Genomic DNA, 14,824 nt, shown 5'->3' with positions numbered 1-14,824 from the left:
TAATTTACGCCTTTAACACTTATGCGCGTTTGAAGTCAGCGTGCATAGGCGTGTTTTTAGCTGGGTGACGTTGTAACGCTTGGATTTTAACGTTTTCAACTTTGTCACCGATTTTGATTTCGATAACTTCTTCGAAGAAAGCGTTGTTTTCTAAAGCTTTAACGATTTCACGAAGCTCTAAAGTAATGGTTACAGGCTCAGCGCTACCACCGTAGATGATTGCTGGAATTTGAGCAGCGTGGCGAAGGCGGCGGCTCGAACCTTTCCCTTGTTGTGCTACTTCACGTGCTTGAGCGTTTAATACGAAGTTTGCCATGGGCATATCCTCATTGAGTTTGAATAACTAAACTTGCGACCAGTTTAGTGATAGAAAAACCCTAGCGAGCTAGGGTTTAAGAAAAAAAGCTGGGCTATTATAGATAACTATCGAACATTGCGCTAATAGATTCTTCGTTATTGATACGACGAATTGTTTCAGCAACCATGCTTGCAACAGAAACTTGGCGAATTTTGCCTAGGTTCAGTGCCTCATCTGAAAGAGGAATGGTGTCTGTAACAACCAATTCATCAATCACAGAGTTACGAAGGTTATCAATCGCTTTGCCAGATAAAACAGGGTGAGTCGCATAAGCAACGACACGGCGTGCACCAAATTGTTTGAGTGCATCCGCAGCTTTGCAAAGCGTACCTGCTGTATCTACCATGTCATCAACGATGACACAGTCACGATCTTTTACATCACCAATCAAATGCATCACTTGTGATTCATTTGCTTTTTGGCGACGTTTATCGATGATAGCTAAATCGATATCACCCATTTGTTTTGCAACAGCACGGGCACGAACGACACCACCGACGTCAGGCGAAACAACCACAAGATTGTGGTGTTGTTGCTGGCGTAAGTCAGCAAGTAACGCTGGCGTACCATAGATGTTGTCAACAGGAATATCGAAGAAACCTTGAATTTGGTCTGCGTGTAAGTCGATCATTACCACACGGTCAATACCTACCGTTGTTAGCATGTCTGCAACAACTTTAGCAGTAATAGGTACACGAGCAGAACGCGGACGACGATCTTGACGTGCATAACCGAAATACGGAATTACTGCAGTGATACGACCAGCACTTGCGCGACGCAAAGCATCAGCCATAACCAAGATTTCCATTAGGTTATCATTGGTAGGCGCACAAGTAGATTGAACGATAAAAACGTCTTTACCACGAACATTTTCAGTAATTTCAACTGAAATTTCTCCATCAGAGAACTTGCTTACAGAAGCAGCACCGAGTGGAATATGTAAATGGCTTACGACTTTTTGGGCGAACTGTGGATGAGCACTTCCACTAAAAACGACAAGATTGGGCATGAAGCACCCTTGGCGGTTGGCTTATAATGAATTTGGATGGCAGGGGCGGCTGGATTCGAACCAACGGATGCCGAGATCAAAACCCGGTGCCTTACCACTTGGCGACGCCCCTAATGCGGCAGAACTTTAATGGTTTTACAGGATAATGTCAATATATTTGAGCAAATATCAATGCAAAACAAGTCTGTCTAAAGATATGGCAGGGGCGGCTGGATTCGAACCAACGGATGCCGAGATCAAAACCCGGTGCCTTACCACTTGGCGACGCCCCTAAATTCGATGAAATGTAATGGCAGGGGCGGCTGGATTCGAACCAACGGATGCCGAGATCAAAACCCGGTGCCTTACCACTTGGCGACGCCCCTAATATTACATACATCTACAGGTGAAAATTGGCAGGGGCGGCTGGATTCGAACCAACGGATGCCGAGATCAAAACCCGGTGCCTTACCACTTGGCGACGCCCCTATCAGGTAACTTCAAAATGTTTGAGAGGTGATTCTGCTAAACTGTTGACCAAGTAAGCTTTACAAGGCGCGTTTTGCAAAATTTGCTCTATATCCATTTCATCGGTTACTTCAGTAAAAACACAAGCACCTGTACCTGTAAGCTTTGCTAGACCAAATTGATCTAAATATTGCATCGCTTCATCTACTTCAGGGTATAACTGTCGAGCCAGAGGTTCAAAGTTATTTCCAAAATTAGAAGGTTGTAACTGATAGGCGCAAAATGTAGTGATCTTAGAATCTCTTGTCAATGTTTTTTGCGAAAAAAGCTGTTGAGTGCTGATAAAACAGTCAGGTTTTAAGATTATGAATTTTTTTTGAGCTAAGTCTATGAATGATAAATGTTCACCGATGCCTTCAGCCCATGCATTTCGACCTAAAACGAAGATCGGAACATCCGCCCCCAACTGTACCGCATACTCGGCCAATTGTTGTTCATTTAGATCGCACTGCCAGAGTTGGTTGAGCACAATCAGAGTGGTGGCGGCATTGGATGACCCGCCACCGAGACCTGCACCCATAGGAATATTTTTTTCAATGGCAATGTTTAGGCCACAGATTTTTTTTGCATGTGGTTTGAGTAGCTGTGCAGCACGATAGATTAAGTTTTGTTCAAGAGTGACTTCGCTTAGACCCTCAATTTGAATAGTTGGCTCTGCAATCGGTTCAAACGTCATCCAATCATATAAATCAATCAGTTGGAAAATGGTTTGTAATTCATGATAACCATTGTCACGACGACCCGTGATATGCAGAAATAAATTCAATTTGGCAGGAGAAGGCACTCTAATCATATAAACAATCTAAATTATCGGTTTTGAATAACCATTGTAATACGGTTTTCTTTGTCATCGGCAAGCGCTTGCTTCAACAAAAGTTTATTGGGAAGGATTTGCGCATCGTTATAACTAAAATCAACCGTCCAGCCATCTTCAACCAATTGCTTTAAACGGTTACTTTCATCTTTGCTGGTTTGGGCGTTTTGAGTGGCTGGCTTGGCTTGTACCCAATAGGCAAGATGCATAATCGGCGCTTGCCAACCGGTCGCCTTCTCAAGTAGTTCTTCAGGTGTTTCAGCCGTAATCAGGCCTGTTTTGGCGCTGTTTAAGGTCACTTGCCCTGGTTTCCCTTCAATTTGGGTTTTACCAACCCCTAAAATTCCGGTGAGCTCAATATCAAACTGATCTTGTTGCTGTACCCATGTAAAAAAAGCACTGCCAGATTGTTGTGGTGTACGCACACCAATTTTGCCTTGCAGGCTAAAGTTGTTTTCATCTTGCACTTGAGGGGAAGTCACGACTTTATTTGGCTGGCTGAAATGTTGACAGCCCGTTAATAATAAAACGCTGCTGCTACATACCGCGACGCATAATTTTGAAAACAAGCGCATGGGTTTAACTCTTTTTTACGGTGATGGGTAAGATTAAGCTATCAAGTTGTTGTAATTGTGGGGCATTGGCATGTTTTTGTTTCAATTGCTGTAACACCTCGCTAAATTGCGTGAGTGCCCCTTGCATATACAAGGCTTTGGCATAACGAATGCCGATATTGACATTTTCACTTAAGGAATAGGCTTGGCCCAAAACTTTGGCCGCGGTATCAAAATCATTTTGCAGGAAGGCAATATAGCCCAAAGTATCTAAAATTGAAGCCTGTTCAGGGGCAAAATCCAGTGCCAACTCTGCATATTTTCGTGCCTCTTTGAGACGGCGGTTTTGCAGCGCTAAGGTATAGGCATAGGCATTCAGATAGGTGGGGCTATTTGGCTCAATGATTAAGAGTTGCTTTAATGTTTTGTCTAGTTTATCTCGATCAGTATATGGGTCGAGTAATAATACTTCGGCATAAATCAACTCTGGATCGTCGGGTAGACTCTTAATCGCTTCATCCAGTAAGGCCAAAGCTGCCTTTTTATTATCCATCTTCTTTAAAATATCGGCCTGTGCCTGATACAGGAAGCTGGCATGTTGTGGATAGTTTACTCGTTCCTGCGTCAAGAAACGTAAGGCATCATTCAGTTGCCCTTGTTTCTCAAAAATCGAAATCATATTGCGTCGCGAAACGATATATAAACTACCATCCACCAAGCGATAATAGGCTTTTGCGGTTTCATAATGCTGTTTACGCTGTGCATTGATCGCAAGGTAGTAATACGCTTCATTCTGATATTTTGCCGATGAGCGCAATTCAACCAGATATTGCTCGGCTTTTTCGTATTGTTTTAAGTCAATACTGGTTAAACCTGCAATAAACAAGGCTTCTTCGGCCTTGGGATGGTCCTTGATAATATCTTCAAGTTTTTCCAAGGCTTCTTGCTGCTGATTGATTTGAATGTAATAACGTGCTTCTGCCATGCGAACATCAACATTATTTTTGTTTTTACGACTGGCTTTTTCAAACCATTTACGTGTTTCTTCATCATCCTGCAAAGCCATTAACAGGTTGGCTTTCATCAGAATAAAACTGGTCGATTTTGAGCGTTTGCGCAATGCCCGATTGATATTATTCAGTGCTTGTTCATACAAGCCATCTTGTGCTTCTAAACCTGCGATCAAGGCCAGAATTGAAGGGTTATTACGTTCCTCGCTGGCACGGAGTGCATTCAGCAAGATTTCTCGATCCTGAGCCTGTTCAGGGGCAATCCCTGCTAAAATTTCTTCTAGATCGGCGGTAGGATCAATATTGAGAATCTTATCCAGCGTTTTTGCTGCTAACTCATATTCATGGGTCTTGAGTGCAATATGAGACAAATAAAACAGTGCGGGAACATCTTTCGGTTCTTGCTCAACCCAATGCGTGGCAATGTTTAAAGCTGATTGCAAGTCATTGTATTCTAGAGCAATATCTAGGGCGCGCTGTTTGATTGTGGTTGAATTGCTGCGAATCGCAAGTACCGTATAATTGTGTAATGCGGTTGCAATATCATCATAAGCAAGGGAAAATTCAGCCACCATGCTTTGTTGTAGGGCATGTTCAAAACTCTTGTCTGCATACATGTCGTGTATTGCTTGTGCAGAGACATAAGAGCTCATGCTACCTAACAACAAGATTGTGGTAGAATACCGTCTAATCGTCTTGCCGCTAAAAAGGGTACGGCGATATAGCTGACGCAATTTTTATTGATCCAAAGTAATGCTTTTTATGACACCGATGTTGCACAATAACATAAATTTAGCGAAATGATGATCTGATATGTCTTTCTTTGCATTGGGCGTCAACCATCAAACAGCTTCTGTTGAACTTCGCGAACAAATTGCTTTCAATGCAGAGCGATTAGCTGCGCTATTGCTTGAACAAAACCAACATTCATCGCTGAATGATCTGGTGGTGGTGTCAACCTGCAACCGCACCGAAGTCTATGCCATGACAGAAGATGCTGATAGCATTCTGACTTGGCTGGCCCAAGTGAATAATATTGATGTAAAACAGTTAATTCATCATGTTTATCGTTACGAGAATGCCCAAGCAGTTACACATTTAATGCGTGTTGCCAGTGGTTTAGACTCGTTGATGCTAGGTGAACCGCAAATTTTAGGGCAAGTGAAAAGTGCATTGGCCCTGTCTAAAGATGCAGAAACCGTTTCACCTGAATTGAATAGCGTCTTTGAATATGCCTTTTATGCAGCAAAGCGCGTCCGTTCTGAAACCTCGGTAGGAAGTCATGCTGTTTCAATGGGTTATGCGGTTGCGCAACTGGCCTCACAAGTGTTTAGCCACACGGAAAAACTGACAGTGATGGTGGTCGCGGCAGGCGAGATGAACAGCTTGGTCGCCAAACATTTGGCCGAAATGGGGGTTGCTAAAATCCTGATTTGTAACCGTAGCCGTGAACGTGCAGATCTGTTGGCACAAGAAATTGCCCATCAAGTTGATGTGGAAATTATTCCCTTTGCTGAGCTTGCACAAAACTTGCATAGAGCGGATGTGGTCTCTAGCTGTACAGGTAGTTTGCATCAAGTGATTGAATATTCAGACGTTAAAACTGCATTGAAAAAGCGACGCTACCAACAAATGTTGATGGTTGATTTAGCCGTTCCACGTGACATTGATCCCAAAGTGGAATCATTGGATAACGTGTATTTGTATGGTGTTGATGATTTACAAAGCGTAATTGATGAGAACCTGGCGCAACGTCGTCAGGCCGCAGTTGAAGCTGAAATTATGGTCAATCAATTGGCGACCCAATTGATGACCCAACAAAAGGTCAAAGAAGCCAGTGGTACCATTCAGGCTTATCGTCAACATAGTGAAGAAGTCAGTCAAAAAGAGTTGGCGCATGCTTTAGAATCACTGCAACATGGTCATGCAGCAGAACAGGTGATGCAAGAGTTTGCACATCGCCTGACACAAAAGTTGATGCATCCCACTTCAATTCTACTCAGAGAAGCGGCGAAAGCCGAAAACCCAGATTATTTCGAATGGCTACAGCAACATCTGCAAGATGTGTTTGAACACGAACGTAAGCCACGCCAGTAATGGATAATTAAGACAATAAACGCAAACTAATCTGTTTGGTCAATTCATTCAGTTGTTGACGTAAATTACGCGATTCAATTAAAGAAATTGGCGATTTTAGTTTTAAGCGCAAATACTTCTCTTGTAGCCCTAGCGCATATTCTTTCGCAAGTTTATCGGCAACTTCAGGTGCTTGGGTTAAGGATTGGATATTGGTACGCTGCATAATATCAGCCAGTTCATGGCTATAACTACTACAACCGCCCAGCACATAATAGGTTGCCAATTCCTGATCATCAGGAAGATCATCAAATACAATATTCAGCGCCGCTAAAATCTTGGCCAATAATTCATTTTGATCAATCACCGCGCGTAGCTCTTCAAAATGAATATACAGGAAGGGATGATGCATCAGAATTGCTACCGCAAAATCTTCATCTTTGGTCTGAATATTAAAAGATAAAGAGGCATCGTGGCTGATTTGCGGGGTAAAGCGTTTGCCTAGACCGAGTTTTTCACGGAAAGACTGACTCAGCAAATAACGGAATGAGCCATGTTTGGGTAATAACTCCGTTAATTCACGCAGTTCACCCATGACCAGACTTTTGCCTTCAGGGGTACTGACGTCATGCTGTCCTGTTAAATGAGCAAACACAAAGTCAGATAAAAGCGGCGCTTGCTGTAATAATTTTTGGAAGTTTTCTAAGCCTTCACGACGAATCAGCGAGTCAGGATCGTGCTCATTAGGAAGTACAAAGAATTTTAATTCACGACCATCATTGAGTAGTGGTAGTGCAATTTCCAAGGTGCGTCGTGCCGCTTTTTGACCTGCGGCATCGCCATCAAAGGCAATGGTAATTCGAGAATTTTGTTTAAACAGGGTGGTTAAATGATCGGCATTACTGGCTGTTCCTAGTGTTGCGACAGCACCATTAATTCCATATTGCTGCAAGGCAATCACGTCCATATAACCTTCGACCATCAACCAGTCATTGGCCTTGAGTTTACGGCCTTCATATAAGCCATAAAGCAATTGATTCTTATGGAACACTTCCGAATCAGGCGAGTTGATATATTTGGGCTTAATCTCATCGTTTAAGGCGCGCCCCCCAAAACCTACCACACGGCCTTTATGATCACGAATCGGGAAGATGACACGTTCACGCAATAAATCGAAATCTCGACCACTGTCACTGGAACGAATTAAGCCAAGTTGTTTTAAACCTTCAATATCTTGTGGAAAGGCTTTTTCTAAATGCTGCCAGTCTTCAGGGGCATAACCCAAACGCCAAAATTGAATGGTCTGTGTGGATAAGCCACGCTGTTTAAAATAGTTCTGTGCCTTTTGACTATTTGGGAGTTGGCGTTCGTAGAATTGCGCTACATTTTCCAATAAATCGTAAAGATTACCTTCCTGCACCTGTTCATCGATAATACTGAATGATGGATCGAACTGGGCAAAAGGATCATCCATATAACGATCCATATCGATAAAATGTCCGTCGATAAACTCCTCAGTCTCGGGTGCGGGTGTGGCATTCTCGACTACAGGTACAACTGTTGGCTGTGGAGCCGCAACTTGCTGAGGGCTGCGTTTATAAGAGAGTTTTTTATTGTCCTGATTGTCTTTGGGGAGTTCGATGCCTGTTTTATTCGACAGTTCTTTCATCACATCGACAAAATTACGACCATCAATATCCATCAAGAAGCGAATGGCATTGCCGTTGGCCTGACAGCCGAAGCAATGAAAATATTGCTTATCACGATAAACATGGAAAGAGGGTGATTTTTCCTGATGGAAAGGACAACAGCCCGAATAAGTACGTCCCGTCTTTTTTAACTTCACACGCTGACCGATCAAATCGACGATGTCGGTTCGATCTAAAATTTGATCAATCGTATGTTGTGGAATTGCCATGTGTGTTTAACCATTTAAGACGGGGGAGTAGAACATTGTTGCATTGCAAAATGTCAGGAATCATTGTTGCATAAAATAAAAAACAGGCAAGGGAGACTTGCCTGTTTGATGTATCAGGTGATTGCAAATTAGTTTGCAGCATCATCCTCAGATGTATTGCTCGCTTCTGGCTTATCGAGTAGGCCAAAACTTAAACGGTTTTTCCAGCTGGGTTTACTCTCTGTTGCCGCAGGTGCTTCTGGCGCAGCAACAGGTGCTGGAGCCGCTTGTTTTGTTTCTGGTTTATCCAATAAACCAAAGCTGAGACGATTGGTTAAGCTACGTTGTTCCACATCGCTTTTGGCTTCATCTTTAACTTGTACAGTTTTTGATTCACGTCCGAGCAAACCGAGTGTAGCGCGGTTGACCCAACTACCTTCTTTACGTGCAGCACGTAAATTCACTTCACCATTCGATTTGACCAAGTTTGGATAGTTGAGTTTTAAAATCTCAATATATTGTTGTGAGGTCGCTTGATCGCCCAACTTTTGATAGCTATACGCTAAGGTTGCTAATGCTTCTGGTGTTTGTGGGGTCTGTGGATAATGTTCAATCACCCATTGTGCCCGTTCAGCTGCAGCCAACCATGCTTTACGTTCAATATTGAAACGTGCAGCGTTCATTTCACTTTCAGCCAATTCTTGACCGATAAATTTCATGCGTTGTGCCGCATCTACCGAATATTGGCTACTTGGGAAACGACGAATTAATTCGACAAAGTTTTGATATGCGAGTTTGACATAGCTCACATCACGGTGTGATTGCTGTAAAGATGTATAACGAATCAAACTGTCGTAGTTCATTTCCATATTGGCTACGCCACGAACATAGTAGGCATAATCAACATTGGGATGTTGTGGATTTAAGCGAATGAAACGATCTGCAAGTGCAATCGTACCTTCATAATCTTTTTGTTTAAATTTCGCATAAAGCAGCTCAAGTTGAGCCTGTTGCGTATATTGACCCGTTGGATAATAGGTATCTAAAGCTTCCAGTGACTTGACGGCATCCGTATATTGATTGCGTTCAAGTGATTTTATTGCCTTTTCAAAATAAACCTGTTCACTCGATTGTGGTCCTTTATCAACCACTTCTTTCTTGCTTGGATTGCTGCTACAGCCCACAAATGCAGACGCTACACCTAAAGATAGTGCAAGCACCGTAATTTTATAACGTGGTAGCGACATAAAAACTCCTCTGTTATTCTGGGCAATGAGCTACAATGGTGCTATTAAACCATTTTTGTACCGATCATCAAATGACTTCAGCACAATCTTCCAATTCAAACTTCTCTGAAACAGATTTCTTACTCGAAGATTCTGTCGATGCAGATAATCATAATTCCGACTCAACTGCAACACGTTTATCGTTGCAAATTCAACTTGATGAAAACTATTTAGGTCAACGTATTGATCAGGTTGCCGCAATGGTTTGGAGCGATTTTTCTCGCGAAAAACTCAAGCAATGGATGAAAGATGGTCATCTGTTGGTAAATGGTAACATTGTTAAGCCCAAGTACCGCTGTGAAGGCAATGAGCTGCTTACCCTTGAAGTCGAACTTGAAGCGCAAACTTCAAGCCAGCCAGAAAATATTCCATTAAATATTGTCTATGAAGATGACGATATCATTGTCATCAATAAAGAAGTGGGCATGGTGGTGCATCCGGGCGCAGGCAATCCAACCGGAACCTTAGTCAATGCCTTGCTTTACCATGCTCCGAAACTGGCTGAGCTTTCTCGTGCAGGTTTGGTACATCGTATTGATAAGGACACCAGTGGCTTATTGGTGGTGGCGAAAAATCTAGAAGCGCAATTCTCACTCAGCAAGCAATTGGCGAAGAAAACGGTTTACCGCGTTTATGATCTGGTTGCTTATGGCAACATTATTGCTGGTGGCACCATTGATGAACCGATTAAACGTCATCCTGTTGATCGTATCAAAATGGCGATTTTACCGGGCGGACGTGATGCTGTGACGCATTACAATGTGAAGGAACGCTTCCGTGACTTTACCCGCGTTCAGGCACAACTGGAAACAGGCCGTACCCATCAGATTCGTGTGCATTTTAGCTATTTGGGACATGGTTTGGTCGGTGATCCTGTTTATGTGAATCGTGTACGTTTCCCAGCGGGTGCTTCGGAAAAACTCACGGATATGTTGCGTAGCTTTAAACGTCAGGCATTGCATGCCGCAAAGTTGGGGCTGGTTCATCCTCGCACAGGTGAGGAAATGATGTTTGAAGCACCGTGGCCAGAAGATTTCACCCAATTGCTTGAAGTGTTGCGTAGTGAAAATGAAGCGTATTAAGTAAAGCTCTACCTCCCTCCAAGTCTCCCTCCTTAAAGGAGGGAGACTTTCTTGAATTCAATGTCTTACAGTGCTTTAAACTCCCTTTTCTTATTGGGGAGGGTCAGGGAGGGGCTGACGGTAGAACATATAGCTCAGGAGATAGTTATGGAATTTGTACAAGGCTTGCCGAAAGGGGTCTATGTGGCACAAACGCGGATTGAACATGCTCAAACCATTGCAACGTCGAATCAAAATCTAGCAGGATTTAATTTGGCTTTGCATGTCAATGATGATGCGCAACGTGTTCAGCAGCACCGTATGTTATTACTGAATCAGTTATCTGCATTTGGTGTAGATAAAATCACGTGGATGACACAAACACATAGCACGATTTGCCATACCATCAATGAACAGATTCCATTTGTAGCCCTTGAAGGTGATGCTTTGGTCACACAAAAAGCAGGTCATGCCTTAATGATGATGACGGCTGATTGCTTGCCTGTGGTGTTGGGGAATGCCGAAGGGACAGAAGTTGCCAACCTACATGCTGGTTGGCGTGGCTTGGCCAATGGCATTGTCGAAAATACTGTGGCTGAAATGCAGTCTCAGCCGAGCTGGGCATGGTTGGGCGCAGCGATCAGCCAACCTTGTTTTGAAGTGGGAGCTGAAGTCAAAACCGTTTTCTGTGACAAATATACTGAATTGGCTTCTGCATTTATTGCGGGTCAAGTTGAAGGGAAATACCAAGCTGATTTATATGCGATTGCTCGTTTTATTCTTAATCGCTTAGGTGTAAAGACGGTTTTAGGCGGAGATCAGTGTTCTTATCAACAGGCCCAAGACTATTTTTCTTATCGCCGTGATCCGAAAACGGGACGAATGGCAAGCTTGGTGTTTATGCAATAAATTGCAGGCTTTACACGCTGGATTCGCCTTGCCGCATTTAAAAATGTTAAACTTGATCTAATTCATTGGTTTTTAAATTTTCCATGTCTGTTATAGAACACGTGATTTCCCAAGTTAAAGTTTGTGTGGTTTATCATAGCCCTTATGGGCATACGGCCAAAGTTGCGCAATATATTGCTCAGGGCGCAGAGCAAGCGGGTGCAGAAGTGCATCTGCTTTCTGTGGCTGCACCACAATGGGATTTACTCGACCAAGCTGACGTGATTGTAATGGGGTGCCCGACCTATATGGGAAGCCTGACCTCTGCGCTGAAGCAGTTTATGGAGGATTCTTCTAAACGGTGGTTGGCGCGTACTTGGCAGGGTAAGTTGGCAGCGGGTTTTACCAATGGTGGTGGGCTCAGTGGCGATAAGTTGGCGGTGTTGCAGCAAATTAATTTATTTGCGATGCAACATGGTATGTTGTGGGCAGGCTTACCGTTTATGCCAACAGGCAGAAGCCCTTCAGATATTAACCGGATGTCGAGCTTTTTGGGTTTAATGACCCAATCGGATAATGCCAGTGTGGAAGTAACACCACCTGAAGGGGATCTGGAAACTGCACGCAAGTTTGGGAAATATTTGGCTGAATTGCGATTAAAACATGTTGTGGCTTGATTTTCAGTAATATAATCATAAGTGAACTATTGACTATCTTTTTGTTCGTAATAGTTCCTCGTCATATCTAAAGGCTTCCTCATATCCGAGCATTCAAAAATAGCCCACTTATACTGTTCGTGGGATGTATACATTTCAAGGGCGGAATGAAGTAGCTTTAAGGCTAATCAACTAAGCCAAATTGTAGAGGGTAGAGCTGGCTTGAAAAATATTGGTTGATGGTAAGTATTAATAATTAAAAAGATGTAGTTAATATAATTAAACAAAACATAGCTGCATATAATTTCACTTCGAGGATATATAAGTAAATGAAGAATGAAATAGCTATTTATTTGAATAAGGTTGTACAAGGAATTATACCATTAAATGATTCTTTACAATGGTTTAACAACTTAGATAATGAACAAAGAATTCAGATGCTAGAGACTTTAATTTATTATGTACAGCAATCAGGAATGTCTGCGAGTTCAATAAAAAACTTTCTTGAGCCTGCAAGATTATTCTCGGGGTTAAAAATTGGACACACACCTGTTCAAATATTGAAAAGTATAGAGCAAACTGGTCTTATGAGTACATCAGCTTTAAAGGTTGGATTATATAAGTTTTTAAAGCTACCAAAAACTGAACAAAATCAATCTTTTTTACTTCTTGTAGGTATTCTTAATTATAATTTTCATATGAAAAAAAATTCTGATCCAAGAAAATGGTGGTATGAAGATTTATCTCAAGATAAAAATTTACCTGGGATATAGATAAGTTGGTATATAGAAAATAGACATTATTTACTATTTGCAAGATTAAGTTTTTGATAGTTAAACAATATATTTTTTATATAAGGCAAACTATTTTTTATCTTTAAAAAATAGTAGCTTATAAAAAACCTCCCATTGGAGGTTTTTTTATTATTTATGCAGCAGACGTGATTTATCACGTTGCCAGTCACGGTCTTTTTCAGTGGCACGCTTGTCATGTAATTGCTTACCTTTCACTAGTGCAATTTCAAGCTTGACCAAATGGCCTTTCCAGTAACATGCCAAGGGTACGCATGAATAACCTTTTTGATTGACTGCACCCAGAAGCTTTTCCAACTCACGACGAGAGAGTAGCAATTTACGCGTACGCGTTGCTTCTGGAACCACGTGAGTTGAAGCAGACAATAAGGGCTGAATTTGTGAACCCAATAAAAAAGCTTCACCATTTTTAAAAATGACATAACTTTCAGTCAAGCTCATACGCCCAGCACGTAAAGACTTTACTTCCCAACCTTGTAGGGACATGCCTGCTTCAAATTTTTCTTCGATAAAGTAATCGTGGCGCGCTCTTTTATTTTGAGCAATCGTGCCACCATTATGTTTTTTTACAACTGTTGCTTGCGCCATAATTTAAACTTCCACAATTGGCTCTATTGTGCCGTAAAACGCAACCTTTTTCCAATGTTTAGGAATTTCGCGTTTAGAGCCAAGATTTGTTAAAATACGCTCCTTATCTCATTAACTAGAGTACAACGCATGTCTAAAACACGTGTGATTTATCCGGGGACTTTCGATCCAATAACCAATGGACATGTTGATTTGGTTGCAAGAGCATCAAAAATGTTTGATGAAGTTGTGGTTGCAATTGCGATTGGTCATCATAAAAATCCAGTGTTTAGTTTAGAAGAGCGTGTTGAATTAGCCAAAGCATCTTTGAGTCATTTGACCAATGTTGAATTTGTCGGTTTTGATGGTCTCTTGGTCAACTTCTTCCGTGAACAGCGTGCAACAGCGGTACTCCGTGGTTTAAGAGCAATCTCAGATTTTGAATATGAATTCCAACTGGCAAATATGAACCGTCAGCTTGATCCACATTTTGAATCTGTATTTTTAACTCCCTCTGAGCAATATTCATTTATCTCATCGACTTTGGTGAGAGAAATTGCTCGTTTAAAAGGTGATGTGACTAAGTTTGTGCCTGCCGTTGTGGTTGAGGCCTTTGAACGTAAACATCAACAAGGTTGGTAGCGTGTCGTTATATATTACAGATGAATGCATTAACTGTGATGTCTGTGAACCTGTATGTCCCAATGAAGCCATTTATATGGGTGAGCTGATTTATGAGATCGATCCTGCACTCTGTACAGAATGCATCGGTCATCATGATCAACCACAGTGCCAGTTGTTTTGCCCCGTTGATTGTATTCCGCTCGATCCTCAGCATGTCGAATCGCATGATGACTTGATGGCGAAATACAAAAAGCTCACTGCGCAAAAAAATGCGAGCAATTAACGGCGAACTTTGATAAGATGCGCCACGAAGTGGGCCGGACGGTCGCTGCTGTGGAGGTCTCCGTGACTGAAACAGGGGAGGAAAGTCCGGGCTTCATAGGGCAAGGTGCCAGGTAACGCCTGGGCGGCGAAAGCCGACGGCAAGTGCAGCAGAGAGTAGACCGCCTCATTCGTGAGGTAAGGGTGAAAGGGTGCGGTAAGAGCGCACCGCGTGTCTGGTAACAGTTCACGGCAAGGTAAACCCCACCAGAAGCAAGACCAAATAGGAATCCTGAGGCACGGCCCGTGCTGGATTCGGGTAGGTCGCTTGAGCGTATGAGTGATTGTACGCCTAGAGGAATGATCGTCCTCGACAGAACCCGGCTTATAGGCCCACTTCTAAAATTTTTTAAAATTGTGCTTGACATGTGTATTGAAAGTTAA

General features: G+C 42.5%; 15 protein-coding genes, 4 tRNA genes and 1 other RNA gene. 8 read left to right on the top strand and 12 right to left on the bottom strand.

Annotation, left to right across the window (positions count from 1 at the left end; translation table 11 throughout):
- Positions 1-19 precede the first annotated feature (19 nt).
- The 9 genes from rplY to NDN13_RS09855 all read right to left on the bottom strand — a co-directional run bounded on the left by rplY (position 20) and on the right by NDN13_RS09855 (position 4,986).
- Entirely contained in the window at positions 20-316 is a 297-nt protein-coding gene (gene rplY, locus NDN13_RS09895) for a 50S ribosomal protein L25 (protein ID WP_004655250.1), read from the bottom strand.
- Between the two features lie 97 nt (positions 317-413).
- Positions 414-1,367, bottom strand: a complete 954-nt coding sequence (locus NDN13_RS09890) for a ribose-phosphate pyrophosphokinase (protein WP_004655249.1) — start codon at positions 1,365-1,367, stop codon at positions 414-416.
- Positions 1,368-1,404: 37 nt separating this feature from the next.
- Positions 1,405-1,479, bottom strand: a tRNA-Gln gene (locus tag NDN13_RS09885).
- 85 nt (positions 1,480-1,564) lie between these two features.
- Positions 1,565-1,639: transfer RNA gene (locus tag NDN13_RS09880), tRNA-Gln, on the bottom strand.
- An 18-nt stretch (positions 1,640-1,657) separates the two neighbouring features.
- Positions 1,658-1,732, bottom strand: a tRNA-Gln gene (locus NDN13_RS09875).
- Positions 1,733-1,760: 28 nt separating this feature from the next.
- Positions 1,761-1,835: transfer RNA gene (locus NDN13_RS09870), tRNA-Gln, on the bottom strand.
- A 1-nt stretch (position 1,836) separates the two neighbouring features.
- The gene (ispE, locus tag NDN13_RS09865) at positions 1,837-2,667 is read right to left on the bottom strand and encodes a 4-(cytidine 5'-diphospho)-2-C-methyl-D-erythritol kinase (RefSeq protein WP_251118106.1); all 831 of its coding nucleotides are present in this window, start codon (positions 2,665-2,667) and stop codon (positions 1,837-1,839) included.
- Positions 2,668-2,681: 14 nt separating this feature from the next.
- Entirely contained in the window at positions 2,682-3,263 is a 582-nt protein-coding gene (lolB, locus tag NDN13_RS09860; RefSeq protein ID WP_251118105.1) for a lipoprotein insertase outer membrane protein LolB, read from the bottom strand.
- 4 nt (positions 3,264-3,267) lie between these two features.
- A complete protein-coding gene (locus tag NDN13_RS09855) occupies positions 3,268-4,986 on the bottom strand; it encodes a tetratricopeptide repeat protein (protein WP_251118104.1) in 1,719 nt (572 codons plus the stop codon).
- Positions 4,987-5,065: 79 nt separating this feature from the next.
- Between NDN13_RS09855 and hemA the strand changes: the two genes are divergently transcribed.
- Positions 5,066-6,349, top strand: coding sequence for a glutamyl-tRNA reductase (gene hemA / locus NDN13_RS09850; protein WP_251118103.1), 1,284 nt, complete (start codon positions 5,066-5,068; stop codon positions 6,347-6,349).
- 7 nt (positions 6,350-6,356) lie between these two features.
- On the opposite strand, the gene NDN13_RS09845 is transcribed toward hemA, so the two are convergent.
- Entirely contained in the window at positions 6,357-8,246 is a 1,890-nt protein-coding gene (locus tag NDN13_RS09845; protein ID WP_251118102.1) for a DNA primase, read from the bottom strand.
- 128 nt (positions 8,247-8,374) lie between these two features.
- A complete protein-coding gene (locus NDN13_RS09840) occupies positions 8,375-9,472 on the bottom strand; it encodes an outer membrane protein assembly factor BamD (RefSeq protein ID WP_251118101.1) in 1,098 nt (365 codons plus the stop codon).
- Between the two features lie 71 nt (positions 9,473-9,543).
- Between NDN13_RS09840 and rluD the strand changes: the two genes are divergently transcribed.
- From rluD to NDN13_RS09820, 4 genes are all read left to right on the top strand, one after another.
- Positions 9,544-10,593 carry a 23S rRNA pseudouridine(1911/1915/1917) synthase RluD gene (rluD, locus tag NDN13_RS09835; RefSeq protein WP_251118210.1) on the top strand — a complete coding sequence of 350 codons (1,050 nt, stop codon included), beginning with the start codon at positions 9,544-9,546 and terminating at the stop codon, positions 10,591-10,593.
- 147 nt (positions 10,594-10,740) lie between these two features.
- A complete protein-coding gene (gene pgeF, locus NDN13_RS09830) occupies positions 10,741-11,481 on the top strand; it encodes a peptidoglycan editing factor PgeF (RefSeq protein WP_251118100.1) in 741 nt (246 codons plus the stop codon).
- A gap of 83 nt (positions 11,482-11,564) precedes the next feature.
- On the top strand, positions 11,565-12,137 hold the full coding sequence (locus NDN13_RS09825; RefSeq protein ID WP_251118099.1) for a flavodoxin family protein: 573 nt from the start codon (positions 11,565-11,567) through the stop codon (positions 12,135-12,137).
- Between the two features lie 308 nt (positions 12,138-12,445).
- A complete protein-coding gene (locus NDN13_RS09820) occupies positions 12,446-12,889 on the top strand; it encodes a DUF5958 family protein (RefSeq protein ID WP_251118098.1) in 444 nt (147 codons plus the stop codon).
- Positions 12,890-13,039: 150 nt separating this feature from the next.
- On the opposite strand, the gene smpB is transcribed toward NDN13_RS09820, so the two are convergent.
- Complete coding sequence (gene smpB / locus NDN13_RS09815; RefSeq protein WP_016543190.1) at positions 13,040-13,516, bottom strand: SsrA-binding protein SmpB; 477 nt, start codon at positions 13,514-13,516, stop codon at positions 13,040-13,042.
- Positions 13,517-13,645: 129 nt separating this feature from the next.
- Here smpB and coaD point away from each other — a divergent pair, with 129 nt between their 5' ends.
- The 3 genes from coaD (at position 13,646) to rnpB (ending at position 14,784) form a co-directional block, all read left to right on the top strand.
- Entirely contained in the window at positions 13,646-14,137 is a 492-nt protein-coding gene (gene coaD / locus NDN13_RS09810) for a pantetheine-phosphate adenylyltransferase (protein WP_099948220.1), read from the top strand.
- Position 14,138: 1 nt separating this feature from the next.
- Complete coding sequence (locus NDN13_RS09805) at positions 14,139-14,402, top strand: YfhL family 4Fe-4S dicluster ferredoxin (RefSeq protein WP_005321387.1); 264 nt, start codon at positions 14,139-14,141, stop codon at positions 14,400-14,402.
- A 26-nt stretch (positions 14,403-14,428) separates the two neighbouring features.
- An RNA gene (gene rnpB, locus NDN13_RS09800) (RNase P RNA component class A) lies at positions 14,429-14,784 on the top strand.
- Positions 14,785-14,824 lie beyond the last annotated feature (40 nt).

The sequence above is a fragment of the Acinetobacter sp. C32I genome, assembly GCF_023702715.1.
Lineage (GTDB): Bacteria > Pseudomonadota > Gammaproteobacteria > Pseudomonadales > Moraxellaceae > Acinetobacter.
This window is presented reverse-complemented; position numbering and strand designations above follow the sequence as displayed.

Excerpts from the sequence above, each read along its gene's own strand:
- coaD (WP_099948220.1), top strand. The coding sequence starts at position 13,646 with ATGTCTAAAACACGTGTGATTTATCCGGGGACTTTCGATCCAATAACC.
- pgeF (WP_251118100.1), top strand. The coding sequence starts at position 10,741 with ATGGAATTTGTACAAGGCTTGCCGAAAGGGGTCTATGTGGCACAAACG.
- NDN13_RS09845 (WP_251118102.1), bottom strand. The coding sequence starts at position 8,246 with ATGGCAATTCCACAACATACGATTGATCAAATTTTAGATCGAACCGAC.
- rplY (WP_004655250.1), bottom strand. The coding sequence starts at position 316 with ATGGCAAACTTCGTATTAAACGCTCAAGCACGTGAAGTAGCACAACAA.
- NDN13_RS09840 (WP_251118101.1), bottom strand. The coding sequence starts at position 9,472 with ATGTCGCTACCACGTTATAAAATTACGGTGCTTGCACTATCTTTAGGT.
- smpB (WP_016543190.1), bottom strand. The coding sequence starts at position 13,516 with ATGGCGCAAGCAACAGTTGTAAAAAAACATAATGGTGGCACGATTGCT.
- ispE (WP_251118106.1), bottom strand. The coding sequence starts at position 2,667 with ATGATTAGAGTGCCTTCTCCTGCCAAATTGAATTTATTTCTGCATATC.
- NDN13_RS09825 (WP_251118099.1), top strand. The coding sequence starts at position 11,565 with ATGTCTGTTATAGAACACGTGATTTCCCAAGTTAAAGTTTGTGTGGTT.
- hemA (WP_251118103.1), top strand. The coding sequence starts at position 5,066 with ATGTCTTTCTTTGCATTGGGCGTCAACCATCAAACAGCTTCTGTTGAA.
- lolB (WP_251118105.1), bottom strand. The coding sequence starts at position 3,263 with ATGCGCTTGTTTTCAAAATTATGCGTCGCGGTATGTAGCAGCAGCGTT.
- NDN13_RS09890 (WP_004655249.1), bottom strand. The coding sequence starts at position 1,367 with ATGCCCAATCTTGTCGTTTTTAGTGGAAGTGCTCATCCACAGTTCGCC.
- NDN13_RS09820 (WP_251118098.1), top strand. The coding sequence starts at position 12,446 with ATGAAGAATGAAATAGCTATTTATTTGAATAAGGTTGTACAAGGAATT.
- rluD (WP_251118210.1), top strand. The coding sequence starts at position 9,544 with ATGACTTCAGCACAATCTTCCAATTCAAACTTCTCTGAAACAGATTTC.